We start from the raw sequence: 17,300 nt of genomic DNA, 5'->3' as shown, positions 1-17,300 counted from the left end.
ACTTTTGATCGTATGCTTTTTCATGGGCTCGCCCTCGCTGTCGTTGGCTTCTTAAGAATGCCACCGTGGCGCTACTGACGCCTCGGCTTGGGCGAGTCCATCCAATTACAGTCGAGGTCAATGCCAGTCCCGCAGGTGTACGCGATGCTTTAGTAGGACCGGCTTCAGCCGGGATGAGGCCCGCATGACCACCATCAATCACGCAGTGTGACCTCCAACGCTTTCCCGGCTAAAGCCGGCCCCACGGTCGAGGTCAACGCCACTCGCAGACTGGACGCAATACCTGAGTAGGACCGGCTTCAGCCGGTAAGAGGCCCGCATGACCACCATCAATCACGCGGTGTGACCTCTAACGGATTCCCGGCTAAACCCGGTTCCACAGTCGAGGTCACTGTCAATCCCGCAGGTGTACGCGGCCGATCGGGGGAAAACGATGCTTCACCCATTCACCAACCGATACCCAACCCCCGCCTCGGTGACGATGTACTGTGGTGCGGCGGGGTCGTCGCCGAGTTTCTGGCGCAGGTGCCCCACCACGATGCGCAGGTAATGGGTGTCTTCGACATGGGTCGGGCCCCAGATGTCCTTGAGCAGTTGCTGCTGGGTGATGACCCGACCGGGATGCCGCGCCAGTTGCGCCAGCACCGCGTATTCCTTGCGGGTCAGGGCGACTTCCACATCGCCCAGGGACACCCGCCGATAGGCCAGGTCAATGTTCAGCGGGCCAATGAGCACCGCCGACTCCACTTGGCCGCCGTCCGGCGCCTGGCGCAACAGCGAACGAATCCGCGCCAGGAACTCCTGAATGCCGAATGGCTTGGTCACGTAATCGTTGGCACCGGCGTCCAGCGCGCGAACTTTCTCGCCCTCGCTGGCACGCACCGACAGCACCAGCACCGGCACCGACGACCATTCGCGAAACTGGCTGAGCACGTCCTGCCCGTCCATGTCCGGCAGGCCCAGGTCGAGCACCAGCAAGTCGGGTTTATTCAGTGCGGCCTGGGTCAGGCCGTCGTTGCCGGTCCCGGCTTCCAGCACTTTGTAGCCTTGTGACGCGAGGCTGATGCGCAGGAATTTGCGGATCTGCGGCTCGTCATCGATCACCAGAATGGTCGCCGTCTGGCTCATGGGTGTCCTGTCATTAGAAAAAAGGGCCGTCACAAAGGTCCGTCAGCGTAGCGCAAAACGGTTTCAGACCGCCTGGTCCATTTCCGCTTCAGGCTGCGCCTGCAGCGGCAAATGCAGACTGATACAGGTGCCGCGACCGTCGATGCCATCGCCCACGATGATCCGTCCGCCATGGGCGCCGACCATGCCCTGACAGATCGCCAGCCCCAGCCCCGTGCCCTGCCCGCCTCGGTCACCCCGCGCGGCGGTGTAGAACATGTCGAAAATCTTCGCCCGTTCGCTCTCCGGGATTCCCGGCCCCTCATCGCTGACGGCAAAGACGATCTCTTCGTTCTGCGCACTGACCGCCATCTGCAGACGGCCATTGACCGGCGAAAAGCGCGCGGCGTTTTCGATTACGTTGATCAACGCTTGCTCGATCAGCGCGGCGTGGACATACAGCAGCGGCAGCTCTGCTGGCAATTGGGTCATGACCTGCAGCGGCGCGAGGACGGCGCGAAGGCGATTGAGTGCGCTGCCGACGATGTCACCCGGCGAGACCCAGTCACGCGCCAGCTTCAGCGCGCCGTGGCCGAGGCGCGTCATGTCCAGCAGGTTCTGAATGTAACGGTCCAGGCGCTCGGCCTCGTCGCGGGTGCCTTCGAGCAACTCGCGGCGGTCTTCCAGCGGAATCGCCTCGCCCAGCGCCAGCAGGCTGTCGATGCTGCCGCGCATGGCGGTCAGCGGCGTGCGCAGGTCGTGGGACACCGAGGCCAGCAAGGCGCTGCGCAGTTGTTCGGTCTCGCCATGCAAACGCGCGGCTTCCAGGTCTTCGGCCAGACGCGCCCGGGCCAGGGCCTGACCCAGTGGCTGACTCAGCGCCGTGAGCAACCGTCGACGCTGAGGTGTAAAAGTCTGGCCCTGTTTCGCACGAATCCCCAGCAAGGCCAGCGGCGCATCGTCCACCCACAACGGCAGCCACCACCAACTCCCCGACGGCAGCGTGCCGGTGCCCTTGCCCGCCGGTTGCCCGTGCTGCCAGGCCCAGTCCGCCGCCGCGCGCTCGAACTCGGAAAACTCCAGGGGCCCGCCGACTTCCACCTGCCAGCCCTGCTCGCGGTCGTTGTCCAGGACGCACAGCTGCAACTCGCTCCAGCCGGCCAGATGATGATCGGCCGCACTGAGCACCGCCTGGCGATCGGTGGCGGCGGTCAGGCGGCGTGACAGGTCGAGCAGTTCGCTGGTTTCCTCCTGGGTGTCGCGCAGCGCTTGCAACTGGCGACGCTGACGAGCGGCGAGATTGCCGGTCAGCGCGGCCATCAACAGGAAGAACAGCAGCGTCAGCACGTCTTCTTCGCGCTGGATGCTCAGGGAAAAATTCGGTGGAATGAACAGAAAGTCATACGCCAGAAACGACAGCACCGAACAGACCATCGCCGGGCCGACGCTGCTGCGCACGGCCACCAGCAGCACGGCGGCGAGAAACACCAGAGAGATGTTTGGCAGCGCCAGCCAACTGGACACCGCCCAGGCCAGGGCGCTGGCGCCGACCGTGGCGAACAGCGCCAGGGCGTAATCGAACCAGACCAGATTGCGCGGCGAGGTGGACTGCGCCTGATCGGGACGCGATTCGCTGTCGAGCACGTTGATTTCCAGGCCGTGGGCATTGCGCAGCAGACGCGACGCCAACCCGCCGCCCAACACCCGACGGCGCAGCGAAGGCCGCGACTGGCCCACCAGCACCAGACTGGCGCGGCGTTCGGTGGCGTGCTGAATCAGCGTCTTCCCCACTTCCGGCGCGCGCAGCACCACCACTTCCCCGCCGAGGCGTTCGGCGAGCTGCTGGGCGTTCTGCAAACGGCCGCGGGCCAGTTCGTCGAAAAAGCGCCCGTTGTCGACGTGCACCAGACTCCACGGCAGATGCCGACGTTGCGCGACACGACTGGCATGGCGCACCAGCCGTTCGGCCTGGGCGTCGCCGTCGATCCCCACCAGCAGACGACCGCGCACGGCCGGCGCCGCTTGACCCAACTGCCGGTAGCCCAGCGCCAGGTCGTTGTCCACTTGGGCGGCGGCGGTTTGCATGGCCATTTCCCGCAGCGCGGTGAGGTTGGTCTGGGTGAAAAAGGCATCGATGGCGGCGCGGGCCTGCTCCGGCACGTAGACCTTGCCGTCGCGCAGCCGCTCCAGCAACTCCCGGGGCGGCAGGTCGATCAGCACTAGTTCGTAGGCTTCCTGCAACACCCAGTCCGGCAGCGTTTCGCGCACTTGCACGCCGGTGATGCCGCGCACCTGATCATTGAGGCTTTCCAGGTGCTGAACGTTGACCGTGGTGTAGACGTCGATCCCCGCCGAGAGCAGTTCCTGAATGTCCTGCCAGCGCTTGGCGTGGCGACTGCCCGGCGCGTTGCTGTGGGCGAGTTCGTCGACCAGCACCAGTTTGGGTTTCGCTGCGAGCAGACCGTCCAGGTCCATCTCTTCGAGCATGACGCCGCGGTACTCGGAACGCAGCATCGGTTGCTGCGGCAAACCGCCCAGCAGCGCTTCGGTCTCGGCACGGCCGTGGGTCTCGACGACCCCGGCCAGCAGCGAAACGCCCTGACGCATCTGCGTGTGCGCGGCCTGGAGCATGGCGTAGGTCTTGCCCACGCCAGGCGCCGCGCCAAGAAACACCTTCAGCCGCCCGCGATCGTCCCGGGGAAGATTGACCAGCAAAGCGTCGGCGCGGGTGGTTGAATTCACGGAAAATTGTCCTGATCCATTGGATGACGGTTGATCGTTGGTGGGCGGCATTGTAGGAGCGTGGCTTGTCCCGCGATCTGCCGGGTACCGGCAGCAAACCCGATTCATCGAATCAAGCTGATGCACCACGCGTCTGTTTTACGACTGCCGCGCAGCCGATCGCGGGACAAGCCACGCTCCTACAGCAGATCACGCCAGCGGGGTCAGTTCACGGCCTTGCCAGACGGTAACCGATCCAGACCCAGATTCAAGTCCAGCACGTTCACCACCGGCGGTCCGATCAGCGAAGTCTGGGTGCTGTCCGCCACCAGCTTCTGCACCGACTCGCGCGACAGGTTACGCGCCGCGGCGATGCGGGCCACCTGGTATCGCGCCGCGGCTGGCGACAGATGCGGGTCCAGGCCGCTGCCGGAGGTGGTCAGCAGGTTCAACGGTACCGGGCCCTGGCTGTCGACTTTTTCCTTGGCGGCGTCCTCGGTCACTCGCGTCGCCAGCGCCGGATTGCTCGGCGCCAGGTTGCTCGCGCCGCTGGCCACGGTGGCATAGGCGCCGGCAGAGGGACGCGGGTGAAACCATTCTTCGCCGGTGAAATTCTGTGCGATCAACTCGGAGCCGCGCACCTTTTCATGGTCGTCGTAGACCAGGCTGCCGTTGGCCTGATCCGGAAACGCCACTTGGGCGAAACCGGTCACCACCAACGGGTAAGCCACGCCGGTGATCAGGGTCATCAGAACGATCAGGCTCACGGCCGGACGCAATACGCTGGACATCATTCAATCCTCATTTCGAAGTGAGCGCCGCGCGGGATCATCACCACGCGGCGCGATCAACGGGTTAAACCAGGTGCAGAGCGGTCAGCAGCAGGTCGATCACCTTGATACCCACGAACGGCACGACCAGCCCGCCGAGGCCATAGACCAACAGGTTGCGGCGCAGCAGATGCGCCGCGCTGGCGGCCTGCACCCGGACACCGCGCAGCGCCAGCGGGATCAGCACGACAATGATCAGCGCGTTGAAGACGATGGCCGACAGAATCGCGCTCTGCGGGCTGGCCAGGTGCATGATGTTGAGCACGCCCAGTTGCGGGTAAATGGCCGCGAACAGCGCCGGCAGGATGGCGAAGTACTTGGCCACGTCGTTGGCGATGGAAAAGGTCGTCAGGGCACCGCGGGTCACCAGCAATTCCTTGCCGATCTGCACCACGTCCAGCAGCTTGGTCGGGTCGCTGTCGAGATCGACCATGTTGGCAGCTTCACGCGCTGCCTGGGTGCCGTCGTTCATGGCCATACCGACGTCGGCCTGGGCCAGCGCCGGCGCGTCGTTGGCGCCGTCGCCGCACATCGCCACCAGACGCCCGTCGTTCTGTTCCTGACGGATGCGCTCCAGTTTCTTCTCGGGAGTGGCTTCGGCCAGCACGTCATCGACGCCGGCTTCTGCCGCAATCGCTGCAGCCGTCAGCGGGTTGTCGCCGGTGACCATGACCGTGCGAATGCCCAGTTTGCGCAGCTCCTCAAAACGCTCGCGAATGCCCGGCTTGACCACGTCCTTGAGGTGAATCGCGCCCAGCAGTTTGCCGTCGCCGCAGACCAGCAACGGCGTGCCACCGGTCTTGGCGATCTTGTCGATTTCCCGCGCCAGCACCGGCGGCAGGTCGCTGCGGTCACGGCCGAGGAATTTCAGCAGCGAGTCCACGGCGCCCTTGCGGTACACACGGCCCTCGAAATCGACGCCAGACAGACGGGTTTCCGCCGTGAACGGCACCGCCGTCAGCTGGCTTGGCGCCGGCTCGGTCATCGGGTGCTGCCCGCGCAGGTATTCGACGATGGACTTGCCTTCAGCCGTGTCATCGGCCAGCGAGGCCAGCAGTGTGCCTTCGCTCAGCTCTTTCGGCGTCACGCCCGGCGCGGCATACACCGCCGCGCAACGACGGTTGCCGAACGTGATGGTGCCGGTCTTGTCCAGCAGCAGCACGTGCACGTCACCCGCCGCTTCCACCGCGCGGCCGGATTTTGCGATCACGTTAAGGCGCACCAGGCGGTCCATGCCGGCAATACCGATGGCCGAGAGCAGGCCGCCGATGGTGGTCGGAATCAGGGTCACCAGCAGCGCCACGAGGAACACCAGCGGCAGGTTACCGCCGGCAAAATGCGCGAACGGCTGCAGGGTGACGACCACCAGTAGGAAGATCAGGGTCAGGCCGATCAGCAGAATGTCGAGGGCCACTTCGTTGGGGGTCTTCTGCCGTTTGGCACCTTCGACCAGCGCGATCATGCGGTCCAGGGTCGACTCGCCGGGGTTGGCGCTGATCCGCACCAGCAGCCAGTCGGACACCAGACGGGTGTTGCCGGTGACGGCCGAACGGTCGCCGCCGGACTCGCGAATCACCGGCGCAGACTCACCGGTGATCGCCGCTTCGTTGACCGCCGCGATGCCTTCGATGACCTCGCCGTCGCCCGGGATCAGCTCCCCGGCTTCGACGCGGACCACATCGCCCTTGCGCAGGGTGGCGGCGTTGACCATCTCGTAACTGCCGTTTGCGCCCTGGATCCGCGCTTTCAGGCCTTCACTGCCGGCTTTCAGGCTGTCGGCGCGGGCCTTGCCGCGACCCTCGGCCAAGGCTTCGGCGAAGTTGGCGAACAACACGGTGAACCACAGCCAGATCGCGATCTGCACGGCGACAGACGTTGGCACCGCCGGGTCAGGGATCAGGCACAGCACGGTGGTCAGAATCGCGGTCAGTTCGACCACCAGCATCACCGGCGCACGGTGCAACTGGCGCGGGTCGAGCTTGACGAACGCCTGCACCAGCGCCGGGCGCCACAGGGCGGCAAGACCGGTCTTGGCCGCGACGGGCTGCGCGTCGTGGTTTGTGGCCTTGCTGGCCGGAATTTTACTGTCCGGGCTCTTTGTTACGGGGGCTTGCATGTTCATGGTGTGGTCCTCAGAAGCCCAGGCTCAAGTGTTCGGCAATCGGTCCCAGTGCCAGGGTCGGCAGGAACGTCAGGCCACCCACGAGCAAGATGGTCACGGTCAGCAGGGTGACGAACAGCGGGCCGTGGGTCGGGAAGCTGTTCTGGCCCAGCGGCGAGCTCTTCTTCGCCGCCAGACTGCCGGCCAGCGCCAGCACCGGCAGGATGTAGCCGAAGCGGCCAATGAACATCGACAGGCCCAACATCAGGTTATGGAAGGTGGTGTTGGCGCTGAAGCCGCCGAAGGCCGAACCGTTGTTGGCGGTCGCCGAGGTGTAGGCGTAGAGCAACTGACTGAAACCGTGGGCGCCGGGATTGCTCACCGCCCCTGCCGGGCCGGGCAAGGTCGCCGCCAGCGCGCCGAACACCAGCACGCCGACCGGCATCACGATCAATGTCGCCACCAGCAACTTGACCTCACGGGCCTGCAGCTTCTTGCCGAGGTATTCCGGGGTGCGGCCGATCATCAGGCCGGCGAGGAACACCGCGATCAGCACGTTCAGCAACATGCCGTAGAGGCCTGCGCCGACGCCGCCGAAGATCACTTCGCCGACCATCATGTTGGCCAGAGCGATCATCCCGGTGAGCGGGTTGAGGCTGTCATGCATGCCGTTGACCGAACCGTTGGACGCCGCCGTGGTGGTCGCCGCCCAGAGCACGGTGGCCGTGGTGCCAAAGCGGGTTTCCTTACCTTCCATGGGCGCGGCCTGCTCGACCGACGCAATGTTCAGCGCAGGGTTGGGCTGGTATTCGGACCACATTGCCGTCGCGCCGCCGATCAGGAACAGCGCCAGCATGCAGGCGATGATCGCGCGGCTCTGGCGCATGTCCTTGACGTAATGGCCGAAGGTGAACACCAGCGCCACCGGAATCAGGATGATCGACACCAGCTCGAACAGGTTGCTCCAGATGGTCGGGTTCTCGAACGGATGCGCCGAGTTGACGCCGAAGAAGCCACCGCCGTTGGTGCCCAGTTGCTTGATCGCAATCTGGCTGGCGGCCGGGCCCAGGGGAATGGTCTGGTCGGTGCCTTGCAGGGTCACGGCGTCCACGTAATGGGCGAACGTTTGCGGCACGCCTTGCCACACCAGCAGCAGCGCCAGTACCAGGCACAGCGGCAGCAGGCCGTAGAGGGTGGCGCGGGTCATGTCTGCCCAGAAGTTGCCCAGGTGCTGCGTCGAGCGACGGCTGATGCCGCGGCAAAACGCGACCAGCACGGCGATGCCGGTGGCGGCGCTGACGAAGTTTTGCACGGTCAGGCCGGCCATCTGGCTCAGGTAGCTCAGGGACGCTTCGCCGCTGTAGCTCTGCCAGTTGGTGTTGGTGACGAAGCTCATGGTGGTGTTGAACGCCAGCGACCACTCCATGCCCGGCAGGCCCTGTGGGTTGAGGGGCAGCGAGCCTTGCAGGAGCAGGATGGCGAACAGGACGACGAACCCGGCCAGGTTGAAGGCCAGCAGGGCGATTGTGTAGGTTTTCCAGTTGTGTTCGACGGTGGGGTCGACGCCGGACAGGCGATAGCAGATGCGCTCGACCGGGCCCATGACCGGGGTCAGGAAGGTGCGTTGGCCTTCCATGACGTTGTAGTAGAACCGTCCCAGCAGCGGCGCGGGCAGTAGCACCAAGGCGAAAAACGCCAGTATCAGCAGGTAGTCGTAACCGTGCATGTCCGTTACTCCTCGACCCGGCCGGCGCGCAGGAGCGCGACCAGCAAGTAAACAAATAACCCTGCTGCGAGCAGCAGTGACACCCCATCCAGAACGCTCATGAAAAACTCTCCGTCATACGGCGACTGCCGTGTGGGGCAATTGTGTTCAGTGGGGGTGTAAAGGAACGAGAGCGACGGGGGTCGGGGGGCATAAAGAAAGCGTAAAGAGTGAATAAATCAGGGCGTTTAGAAGCTTTACACCGTAGGCATATCCGTTATTTGTGTGGGCTGTTGTTATGGGGCGGCCTAACGGCCTGCTGTTTCGCCTCCGGCGAGTTACTTGGAAAAGCACCCCAAGTAACCAAGGGTGCCTGCTCCTGGTTTGGCCCGACTTCGTCGGGTTCCCTCACTCCGACGACGCTCCGTGGGCCCGCGCCGAACGGACATCCATGTCCTGACGGCGCTCTCGCCGCATCCATGCGGCTCGACCCACTGCACGTCGTCTACGTTCGGCCTGCACCCAAGTCGCGTTTGGCGGTGTTTGAACCTTCTGTGTATGGAGATCAAAAGCCAAAAGCGAAAGCAGATCAAAAGCTTCCCGGCTAAAGCCAGTCCTACAAAGGCACCGCATGCGTACATTGGGATTGGCGGTGACCTCGACTGTAGGACCGGCTTCAGCCGGGAAGCCGTTGATTCGCTTTAGATCTTGATCTTGATCTTGATCTTCATACGCAAGACGTCCAGACGACACCCATCGCGACTTGGGTGCAGGCTGAACGCAGGTTTTGCGCAGTGGGCCGAGCGGCATGGATGCCGCGAGAGCGCCGTCAGGGCATGGATGCCCGTTCGGCGCGGGCCCACGGAGCGAGACCGGAGTGAAGGAACCCCGAGGAACGAGGGGCCCAACCAGGAGCAAGCACCCTTGGTTACTTGGGGTGCTTTTCCAAGTAACTCGCCGAAGGCGAAACCCGAGGCCGTTAGGCCGACGCTTCTGATCGTTCTGAGCCACACCGCCGATGTACCGGTCTTGATACATTCAAGACAATCCACCGACACCTGCCCCCCTCACCCTTCCGCCCCGCTCGCCAGCGAAGTAGCATGGCAGCGTCGACTCCTACCCGCGGCCCAATCGGCGGCACCACACGGCGGCAGCACCATGCAGACAACACCCGACAGCCCCACCGCCACCGCGCCAAGCGAAGAGCGCCGCTGGAACACCCGCGCCCTCATCGTCGACGACGACATCCCCATCCGCGAACTGCTCTGCGACTACCTCGCCCGCTTCAACATCCACAGCACCGGCGTCACCGACGGCAACGCCATGCGCCTGGCCCTCACCGAAGACACCTACGACGTCGTCGTCCTCGACCTCATGCTCCCCGGCGAAGACGGCCTCTCCCTCTGCCGCTGGCTGCGCAGCACCTCCGACATCCCCATCCTCATGCTCACCGCCCGCTGCGAACCCACCGACCGCATCATCGGCCTGGAACTGGGCGCTGACGACTACATGGCCAAACCCTTCGAGCCACGCGAACTCGTCGCCCGCATCCAGACCATCCTGCGCCGCGTGCGCGACGACCGCACAGAAGAACGCACCACCCTGCGCTTCGACAACTGGCGCCTGAACAGCGTCCTGCGCCAACTCACCGCGCCGGACGGCCTCGTCGTGCCCTTGTCCAACGCCGAATTCCGCCTGCTGAGAGTCTTTCTCTAACGGCCGCGCCGCGTGCTCAACCGCGAACAACTGCTCGACGCGGCCCGCGGACGCTCCATCGAAGCGTTTGATCGCAGCATCGACCTGCTCGTCTCGCGCCTGCGCCAGAAGCTCGGCGATGACCCGAAATCGCCGCAACTGATCAAAACCGTGCGCGGCGAAGGCTACATGTTCGACGCCCGGGAGATTGGTTGATCCGCTCGGCCGACACCCTGTTTGCCCGGCTGTTTGGCGGGGCGCTGCTGGCGATCGTCCTCGCCCACCTGCTGGCGTTCGTCTGGTTTCACTACTACGGGCCGCGCATGCCGCCTCCGCCCAACTGCGACCGGCCCATGGCCAGCCAGATGCAGCCGCCACCTGAACGCAACGCTGCAACCGACGAGGACGACCGGCGCCCTTACCCACCGCGTTGTCGCCCGCCACTACTGGGCATTCCGCTGGTGCCCTTATTGTTCCAGCTGATCAGCCTGGTGCTCGCCGCCTGGTTCGGCGCCAAGGCTTTGAGCCGGCCGATCCGCCGATTGAGCGAAGCCGCCGAGCGCCTCAGCGAAAACCTCGACAGCCCGCCGCTGGCCGCCAATGGCCCGCGCGAGGCACGTCAGGCGGCGCAGGCGTTCAACCTGATGCAGGAGCGCATTCGCGAACAGGTGCGACAGCGCGGGCGCATGCTCGCCGCCGTCTCCCATGACCTGCGCACGCCCCTCGCGCGCCTGAAACTGCGGGTCGAGCAGATCGACGAACCGCGGCTGCACGGGCAGATGAGCCAGGACCTCAACGACATGATCGGCATGCTCGACGCGACCCTGACCTACCTCAACGAACAGCGCACCAGCGAAGCGCTGCAGTATTTCGACGTGCAGGCGCTGATCGAATCCCTGGCGGAAAACGCCCAGGACAACGGCGACGACATCCAGGCGAGCGGCACCTGCCGGCCGCTGAGATCCCAGCCCATGGCCCTGCGTTCGTGCCTGAACAACCTCATCGACAACGCCCTGCGTTACGCCGGGCATGCGCGGGTGGAGATCGAAGACGCCAGCGATCGCCTGCGGGTCAGCGTCATCGATCACGGCCCCGGTATTCCCGAAGACCTGCGTGAAGTGGTGTTCGAACCCTTTTATCGCGTCGAGAGTTCGCGCAATCGCAACTCGGGTGGTGTCGGCATCGGCATGACCATCGCCCGGGAAGCCGCACGCCGAATGGGCGGCGACCTGCGCCTCGAACAAACACCCGGCGGCGGTTTGACCGCCGTGCTGGATCTGCCGCGAACCTGACTCGACTTCGTCATAAGCGATGGGACCGGGTGCGTTCGGTGGTGCTGGCGATCGAACTTAGTGTAGGACCGGCTTTAGCCGGGAATTCGTCAGGCGTCACACCGCAAATATGACGGTGTTCGGACTGGCCCCCTTCCCGGCTGAAGCCGGTCCTACTGAGCGAAGCCTGACGCAAGCCTCACGTACGCTCGGCGGTACAAACCCAACACACCCAGGACACGCCTCGCCCGGACGCTGCATAAGCCGGAGCACCGCCCCGGCATTATCCATCTGATGGGGAGTCAGTCCGATGATCACAGGCGTCAGCGGCAGCAGCCGTTATTCCAGTTACAACAGTGCCAGCACGAGCAGCACCACCAGCACCGCCAACAGCAAGAAGTTTGCCGACGATTTACTGAAGAAACTCGACGCCAACGGTGACGGCAGCGTCGACAAGGACGAGCTGAGCTCGGCGCTTTCGTCGGATTCCAAAGACGGCATCACCGTCAGCCTGAGCAAGGCGTTCGGCGATCTCGACAGCAATGACGACGACAGCCTCGACGCCGACGAACTGGCCGCGCTGACGCCACCGCCGCCTCCGCCGATGCAAATGGACGCCAGCTCCGCGGAGGACGACGCGCAGAACCTGCTGAGTGCGCTGGACAGCGACGGCGACGGGACGGTGAGCAGCGCTGAACTGACCACGGCGTTGAGCAGTTCAGACAGCAGCGCCGACAGCAATAAAGTGTTCGATGCCCTGGACACCAACAAGGACGGCACCGTCAGCCTCGACGAACTGACCGCCACCCTGCAGACCCAACAACCGCCACCTCCGCAGCCTGCGCAAGACACCAGCGACCTGTTCAGCAGCCTGGACAGCGACAGTGACGGCAGCATCACTGCCGCCGAGCTGACCAGCGCCTTGCAGGGCACGACGAATTCCACCAGCGCCTCGTCCTCCAGCAGCCAGACCGCCTCGACGCAAACATCCACTTCGCACACCACCACCCAGCCCACTGAGGCACTGAACCGCATGATTGCGGCCCTCAGTGACCGCTACAACCTCAATGGCAGCGCCACGTCCGGCAAATACGTCAGCACCTCGGCCTGACGAAAAAAAACCGCCCCCGAGCTCAGCCCGGTGGCGGTTTTTTTGTGCGCTTCGATTTACTTGACCGGCTGCCGCGCGCGATTGTCTGCGACCCAGTCCAGCAGCAAGCTGTAGGCCACCGCCAGCAGCGTCGGGCCGATGAACAGACCGATGAAGCCGAATGCCAGCAGCCCGCCAAACACCCCCAGCAAGACAATCACCAACGGCAAATTCCCGCCGCGGCTGATCAGATACGGCTTGAGCACGTTATCGACGCCACTGACGATGAACGTGCCCCACAGGCCGAGAAAAATTGCCATGCCGTAATCGCCTCTCCAGGCCAGCCACGCCGTGGCCGGTATCCAGATCAACGGTGGGCCCATGGGCACAAGGCTCAGCAGGAAGGTCCCGATCCCCAGCACCAACGCGCCCGGCACGCCGGCAATCAGAAAGCCGATCAAGGCCAGCACAGCCTGCGCCGCCGCCGTGCCGATCACACCGTTGACCACCCGCTGCACCGTGCCGGCCACCAGATCGAGGTAGTACTGCGCGCGATCGCCGATCAGCCGCTCCAGCAGACTGAGCACGAATGCCGCCACGCGGGGCCCGTCGCGGTAGAAAAAAAACACGAAGACGATGCTCAGGGTCAGCTCAAGAATGCCGCCGCCGATTTGCGCACTGCGCGCCAGCAGCCAGTTGCCGACCTGACCCAGATAAGGCCGGACGCTGACCAGCAACGCCGCGCCCTGTTGGTCGATGGTGTTCCAGTAACCCACCAGCCGCTCGCCCACCAGCGGAACGCCCGCCAGCCAGGTAGGTGGATCGGGCAGCCCGTCCACTTGCACGTCCTTGACGAACGCCGTTGCATCGCGCACGTGATCCGCCAGATTGAAACCCAGCCAGACCAGCGGCGCGAGCACCAGCACCATCCAGCCCAGGGTCAGAATCGCCGCCGCGAGGGATTCCCGCCCCTTGAGCGCACGGGTCAGCAGACGCATCAGCGGCCAACTGGCGAACGCCAGCACCGCGCCCCAGAACAGCGCCGACCAGAACGGCGCCATTACCCACAGGCAGGCGCCCAGCAGCGCGAGCAGGAGGATCTGCACCAACAGGCGATCGTTATTGAACATCGGTCATTCCGCAAAAGAGGGGTCGAATCCGCTGAGCATACCGGCGAACAGGGTGGCCTGGCACGCAGCCCGCCCCATCCCGACAGCCAGGTCAGTTTTTCAAGACAGGAATAGAGCCCGCCTCAGCGGATGAGTTCGAGGGTCAGGCCGGGTTCTTTCCGATCGCCCGCTTCCAGCCGTGCAGCCCGCACGCCTTTGCCCACCAGCGCCTGGCGCCATGCCTCGCGCTGCTCACCGGACAGCGTCACGCGCAAGGTACTGTCCAGATTCAAACCCCGTGACAGCAAGGTGATCCAGGGCTCCTGCGGCTCTGCGGTCAGCATCGGCAGCTCCAGCTCGCCGGTGCTTTTCAGCTCGCGCAACAGGGTCGCGGACGTCGGCAGCAACTCCCCCAGCGGCGTGCCCGATTGAAATTGCTCGACGTGCAGGAACGCCCGGCGGTTGCCACGGGTGATGCCGTACAACGCCACGAGGGTGTTGTCCGCCGGGGCGGCCAGGCGCAACAGCAAATAGGACTGGCCGTTGTCGGCGCCATACAGCTTGGCGTTGCCGAACACCTCGTTGGCCCACAGGCTGCTTTCGCCGCAATCCCGCGCCTGGCACCAGAACAGCAACTGCGCGCCCTGCTGCTGCAGCGCTTCACGGGCGGCGGTGAACGCTTCGTCGGCGCTGTGCTCGACCGGTAATTGGTAGGTGATGGCGGTAACGTTGCCGCGCGCGGCCACCTGCCCGTCGAAGCGCAGCTGGCCGCTGATCTTGCGGATCGAGCCCAGCGGGTAGATGCGTTCCAGCTCAACGGCAGGCCGATAATCGACGATTTCCGCGTCTTCCAGTCGCGGCAGATTGGGCAAGTCCTGACTGCCGGGAACGTCAGCCGCCTGGGTAACGGCGCTGAGCCCGGTGAGCAGCAACGTCAGGGCCAGCGCATGGGTGAACGTGATGGATGCGCTCATGGCAGGGCAATCGGCAGGCAAAACAAAGCCGCGACAACGCGCGGCGAGCATGAAAATAAAACGGTGAGGCGTGGGCAGTGGTCCATCGTGCAGTCTCCTGTTTCAACTGCCCCAGCCTCGGCAGTTGCAGGTCGCAAGTCAAGGAACGGCGAAGAAGCGATTGAAACAGTCTGCAACAGAGCGCGCACCCGCCTCATCGTTGAGGTGCAGATGGTGCCCGCCCGGTAAGGACGTCACCGTAAAAGGAACGCTGGCCAGCAGCTCCCGGTTCTGCGCCAGCATGCCCTCCTCGGCAACGATCAAATGCGCCGGGCAGCGCACCGCCGCGACGAAAGACAGCGCCTGCGCTCGCGTGAGACGAATCGCCGAGGGCAATGTCAGCCGGCTGTCGCTGCGCCAGGTGTAACCACCTGGCACCGGCATCAAGCCACGCTGGGCCAACAGCTCGGCGGCCTCGCGACTGACCGCGACCATGCCTTTCATCCGCGCCTCCACTGCCCGGTCCATGTCCGAATAGACCGGCTTGCGCTTGCTCTGCTGGGTCAATTGCGCCTTCAGCGCCGCACCCATTCGTTCGACGACAGACTCTGGCTCGCCCACTGGCGGCACCAGGCCGTCGATCAAACCCAGACGACTCACCCGCTCGGGGACAGCCGCTGCGACGATCACTGAAATGATCGCCCCCAACGAATGACCCAGCAGGGAAAACCGCTCCCAGCCCATCTGCCCCGCCACCTGCAACACATCGTGGGCATAGTCCGGCAAACCATAGGCCGAACCTGGCGGACGGTGGTCGGAGTGACCATGCCCGGCCATGTCCAGCGCCAGAATCCGCAGCCCTTCAAGCCTGGGCGCCAGGCGCGCGAAGCTGTTGGCGTTGTCCAGCCAGCCATGCAATGCGATTACCGGAATGCCGTCCTGGGGACCAAACAGATGAGCCGCCAGTTCAATATGGGGCAGGCTCAGGCGGATTTCTTCTACCGAGCAGGTCATGCGCGTGCTCGTTCAAGCGCGGCGTCTGCGTCTGGCATTGCAGTTGCGCCGTCAGCGCCGGCCGTCCAGCGGGAAAACAGCGTTCTGAGCATGTGGGCGGTGTCCTCGGGATGTTCGAGCGGGAACATATGCCCGCCGGGGACGGAAAGATATACGCCCTCGCGCATGCTTTTAACCGACAGCGCATGGTGGCGCCGCACCACGTCACTGCTTTCGCCCCGCACCATCGCCAACGGCACACGCAACTGACGCGCCAGGCCGGGGCTGGTGTGGGGCACGCTGCGGTAGATGCTGATTTCGGTCGCAGGATCGAAACGCAGGCGCAACCCGTCGCCATCGGCTTGCAACCCGTGAAGCAGATACGCCTCGAAGCATTCGGGATCGAAACGCCGAAACAGCGACTTGCCGGCAAAGTATTCCCGGGCCGTCTCAACGCTGCTGAACACCTCCCGGCGCCCCAAGGTCCGGCCTGCGGGCGTGATGCGATCAATGAAGCCAAAGCGCTTGGCCGCGCGAATCATCCACTGATCGAACCGCGTCAGCACTGGCGAATCAAGCATCACCACGCCCCGGTACAGCTCGGGATGACGCAACGCCGCGTGGTAATGCAGCACACCGCCCAGAGAATGCCCGACGCCCCACACCGGTTGAGCCTGCTCGCGCACATGGTGAATCAACTCATCCACCAGCTCCGGCCAGTTGTCCGTCACCGGAAATTGCGGGTTGTGGGCATGCTGCTCCAGATGCCGAATCTCGAACTCAGGCCCGAGCGCCGCGAACAACTTGCCGTACGTGCCCGACGGGAAGCCATTGGCGTGAGCGAAAAACAGAAGTTGAGCCATGCCGACGCACCCAGAGCAACCAGAACAAGCCGCGATTGTGCGCACCGCCCGACAGGGGCGGCAATGACCGGAACTGCCATCGATGAGGCCACTCCGGTCATGGGCGTGTTTATAGGGTGCGTTTGAACGATAAAGTGGGACCGGCTTTAGCCGGGAAGGCGTCAGGCGTGGCATTCCCACGCGGAGGGTGGGAACGATCAGGTGTCAGAGCTCAGGAATACCGGCGTCAGGGCTGGCTTCCTCCCGGCTAAAGCCGGTCCACAAAAAGCAGCGCGTGCAGTCAGCGGGAGTAGCGAGGCCCCCCGACCGTAGGACCGGCTTCAGCCGGGAAGCCCTTGATCTGCTTTTGATCTTCCTACGCAAAACGCCCATACACCACCAATCGCGACTTGGGTGCCGGCTGAACGGAGGTCTCGCGCAATGGATCGAGCCGCAGGTCCAACCGGCTCAGAGCATCTGTGTGAAACGGTCCAGAGACGCCTGAATATAGGCGACCTGGAAGGCGTACGCCTCCTGAATGTTTGCCTTTGCCTCCTCGGGCAAGTGCCTCGTTTTAAAACTCAAAATCCCCACCTGCATCTGCTGCACGGCGTCATCTGCGGCTTTCTGAAAAGTGCCCAGACCATCACTTTCCGGATACAGCTCCTTCAACGCGTCCAGCCTGCGATCAGCCTCATCACGCAATTGCTGAAACTCGACATTGTTGAGCGACTGGTCGTCGTAGATACGCGCCAGCCATCGGCTCATTGCAGTTTCGCCCGCACTCGCCTTGGTCTTCTCGGGCGTCGAGAGTTCGGCGGCGAGTTTTGCAATCTCGGTACACCGGGGACAGATTGATTTACGGTGAAGCGCTGTAAATAAA

Annotated in this window: 13 protein-coding genes and 1 pseudogene; 3 read left to right on the top strand and 11 right to left on the bottom strand. The window is 64.2% G+C overall.

Annotated features, from left to right (window positions below; all coding sequences use genetic code 11):
- Positions 1–438: 438 nt before the first annotated feature.
- The 6 genes from SLW74_RS15910 to kdpF all read right to left on the bottom strand — a co-directional run bounded on the left by SLW74_RS15910 (position 439) and on the right by kdpF (position 8,586).
- Positions 439–1,128 (bottom strand): response regulator, encoded by a 690-nt coding sequence (locus tag SLW74_RS15910; protein WP_410929452.1) that lies wholly within the window; start codon positions 1,126–1,128, stop codon positions 439–441.
- Between the two features lie 63 nt (positions 1,129–1,191).
- Entirely contained in the window at positions 1,192–3,849 is a 2,658-nt protein-coding gene (locus SLW74_RS15905) for a DUF4118 domain-containing protein (RefSeq protein ID WP_410929451.1), read from the bottom strand.
- Between the two features lie 203 nt (positions 3,850–4,052).
- Positions 4,053–4,619 (bottom strand): potassium-transporting ATPase subunit KdpC, encoded by a 567-nt coding sequence (gene kdpC, locus SLW74_RS15900; protein WP_410929457.1) that lies wholly within the window; start codon positions 4,617–4,619, stop codon positions 4,053–4,055.
- Between the two features lie 64 nt (positions 4,620–4,683).
- Positions 4,684–6,780, bottom strand: a complete 2,097-nt coding sequence (gene kdpB, locus SLW74_RS15895; RefSeq protein WP_410929450.1) for a potassium-transporting ATPase subunit KdpB — start codon at positions 6,778–6,780, stop codon at positions 4,684–4,686.
- A gap of 10 nt (positions 6,781–6,790) precedes the next feature.
- Positions 6,791–8,485 (bottom strand): potassium-transporting ATPase subunit KdpA, encoded by a 1,695-nt coding sequence (gene kdpA / locus SLW74_RS15890; RefSeq protein WP_192136013.1) that lies wholly within the window; start codon positions 8,483–8,485, stop codon positions 6,791–6,793.
- 5 nt (positions 8,486–8,490) lie between these two features.
- The gene (gene kdpF / locus SLW74_RS15885) at positions 8,491–8,586 is read right to left on the bottom strand and encodes a K(+)-transporting ATPase subunit F (RefSeq protein ID WP_037009437.1); all 96 of its coding nucleotides are present in this window, start codon (positions 8,584–8,586) and stop codon (positions 8,491–8,493) included.
- 1,036 nt (positions 8,587–9,622) lie between these two features.
- Here kdpF and SLW74_RS15880 point away from each other — a divergent pair.
- The 3 genes and pseudogenes from SLW74_RS15880 to xopAW all read left to right on the top strand — a co-directional run bounded on the left by SLW74_RS15880 (position 9,623) and on the right by xopAW (position 12,541).
- Positions 9,623–10,375, top strand: a pseudogene (locus tag SLW74_RS15880) (response regulator).
- On the top strand, positions 10,372–11,451 hold the full coding sequence (locus SLW74_RS15875; protein ID WP_192136171.1) for a sensor histidine kinase: 1,080 nt from the start codon (positions 10,372–10,374) through the stop codon (positions 11,449–11,451). Before SLW74_RS15880 ends, SLW74_RS15875 begins: the two are co-directional and overlap by 4 nt.
- 289 nt (positions 11,452–11,740) lie before the next feature.
- A complete protein-coding gene (gene xopAW / locus SLW74_RS15870; protein ID WP_410929449.1) occupies positions 11,741–12,541 on the top strand; it encodes a XopAW family type III secretion system calcium-binding effector in 801 nt (266 codons plus the stop codon).
- Positions 12,542–12,597: 56 nt separating this feature from the next.
- On the opposite strand, the gene SLW74_RS15865 is transcribed toward xopAW, so the two are convergent.
- From SLW74_RS15865 to SLW74_RS15845, 5 genes are all read right to left on the bottom strand, one after another.
- Positions 12,598–13,650 (bottom strand): AI-2E family transporter, encoded by a 1,053-nt coding sequence (locus tag SLW74_RS15865; protein ID WP_065986311.1) that lies wholly within the window; start codon positions 13,648–13,650, stop codon positions 12,598–12,600.
- Between the two features lie 122 nt (positions 13,651–13,772).
- Positions 13,773–14,603, bottom strand: coding sequence for a DUF4892 domain-containing protein (locus tag SLW74_RS15860; protein WP_410929448.1), 831 nt, complete (start codon positions 14,601–14,603; stop codon positions 13,773–13,775).
- Positions 14,604–14,741: 138 nt separating this feature from the next.
- Positions 14,742–15,596, bottom strand: a complete 855-nt coding sequence (locus SLW74_RS15855) for an alpha/beta fold hydrolase (protein WP_296313831.1) — start codon at positions 15,594–15,596, stop codon at positions 14,742–14,744.
- Positions 15,593–16,438, bottom strand: coding sequence for an alpha/beta fold hydrolase (locus tag SLW74_RS15850; protein ID WP_410929447.1), 846 nt, complete (start codon positions 16,436–16,438; stop codon positions 15,593–15,595). The genes SLW74_RS15855 and SLW74_RS15850 overlap by 4 nt, the downstream gene beginning before the upstream one ends.
- 447 nt (positions 16,439–16,885) lie before the next feature.
- Positions 16,886–17,185 (bottom strand): hypothetical protein, encoded by a 300-nt coding sequence (locus SLW74_RS15845; protein WP_410929446.1) that lies wholly within the window; start codon positions 17,183–17,185, stop codon positions 16,886–16,888.
- Between the last annotated feature and the right edge of the window lie 115 nt (positions 17,186–17,300).

The organism is Pseudomonas sp. W5-36 (assembly GCF_046540455.1).
In the GTDB taxonomy this organism is placed as follows: Bacteria; Pseudomonadota; Gammaproteobacteria; order Pseudomonadales; family Pseudomonadaceae; genus Aquipseudomonas; species Aquipseudomonas graminis_B.
The sequence above is the reverse complement of the archived record's forward strand: the minus strand, read 5'-3'. Positions and strand labels throughout refer to the sequence as shown.

Bases quoted from the DNA above. Each gene is read 5' to 3' on its own strand.
- xopAW (WP_410929449.1), top strand. From the start codon at position 11,741: ATGATCACAGGCGTCAGCGGCAGCAGCCGTTATTCCAGTTACAACAGT.
- SLW74_RS15845 (WP_410929446.1), bottom strand. From the start codon at position 17,185: ATGAGCCGATGGCTGGCGCGTATCTACGACGACCAGTCGCTCAACAAT.
- kdpF (WP_037009437.1), bottom strand. From the start codon at position 8,586: ATGAGCGTTCTGGATGGGGTGTCACTGCTGCTCGCAGCAGGGTTATTT.
- kdpA (WP_192136013.1), bottom strand. From the start codon at position 8,485: ATGCACGGTTACGACTACCTGCTGATACTGGCGTTTTTCGCCTTGGTG.
- SLW74_RS15855 (WP_296313831.1), bottom strand. From the start codon at position 15,596: ATGACCTGCTCGGTAGAAGAAATCCGCCTGAGCCTGCCCCATATTGAA.
- SLW74_RS15860 (WP_410929448.1), bottom strand. From the start codon at position 14,603: ATGAGCGCATCCATCACGTTCACCCATGCGCTGGCCCTGACGTTGCTG.
- kdpB (WP_410929450.1), bottom strand. From the start codon at position 6,780: ATGAACATGCAAGCCCCCGTAACAAAGAGCCCGGACAGTAAAATTCCG.
- SLW74_RS15910 (WP_410929452.1), bottom strand. From the start codon at position 1,128: ATGAGCCAGACGGCGACCATTCTGGTGATCGATGACGAGCCGCAGATC.
- SLW74_RS15865 (WP_065986311.1), bottom strand. From the start codon at position 13,650: ATGTTCAATAACGATCGCCTGTTGGTGCAGATCCTCCTGCTCGCGCTG.
- kdpC (WP_410929457.1), bottom strand. From the start codon at position 4,619: ATGTCCAGCGTATTGCGTCCGGCCGTGAGCCTGATCGTTCTGATGACC.
- SLW74_RS15850 (WP_410929447.1), bottom strand. From the start codon at position 16,438: ATGGCTCAACTTCTGTTTTTCGCTCACGCCAATGGCTTCCCGTCGGGC.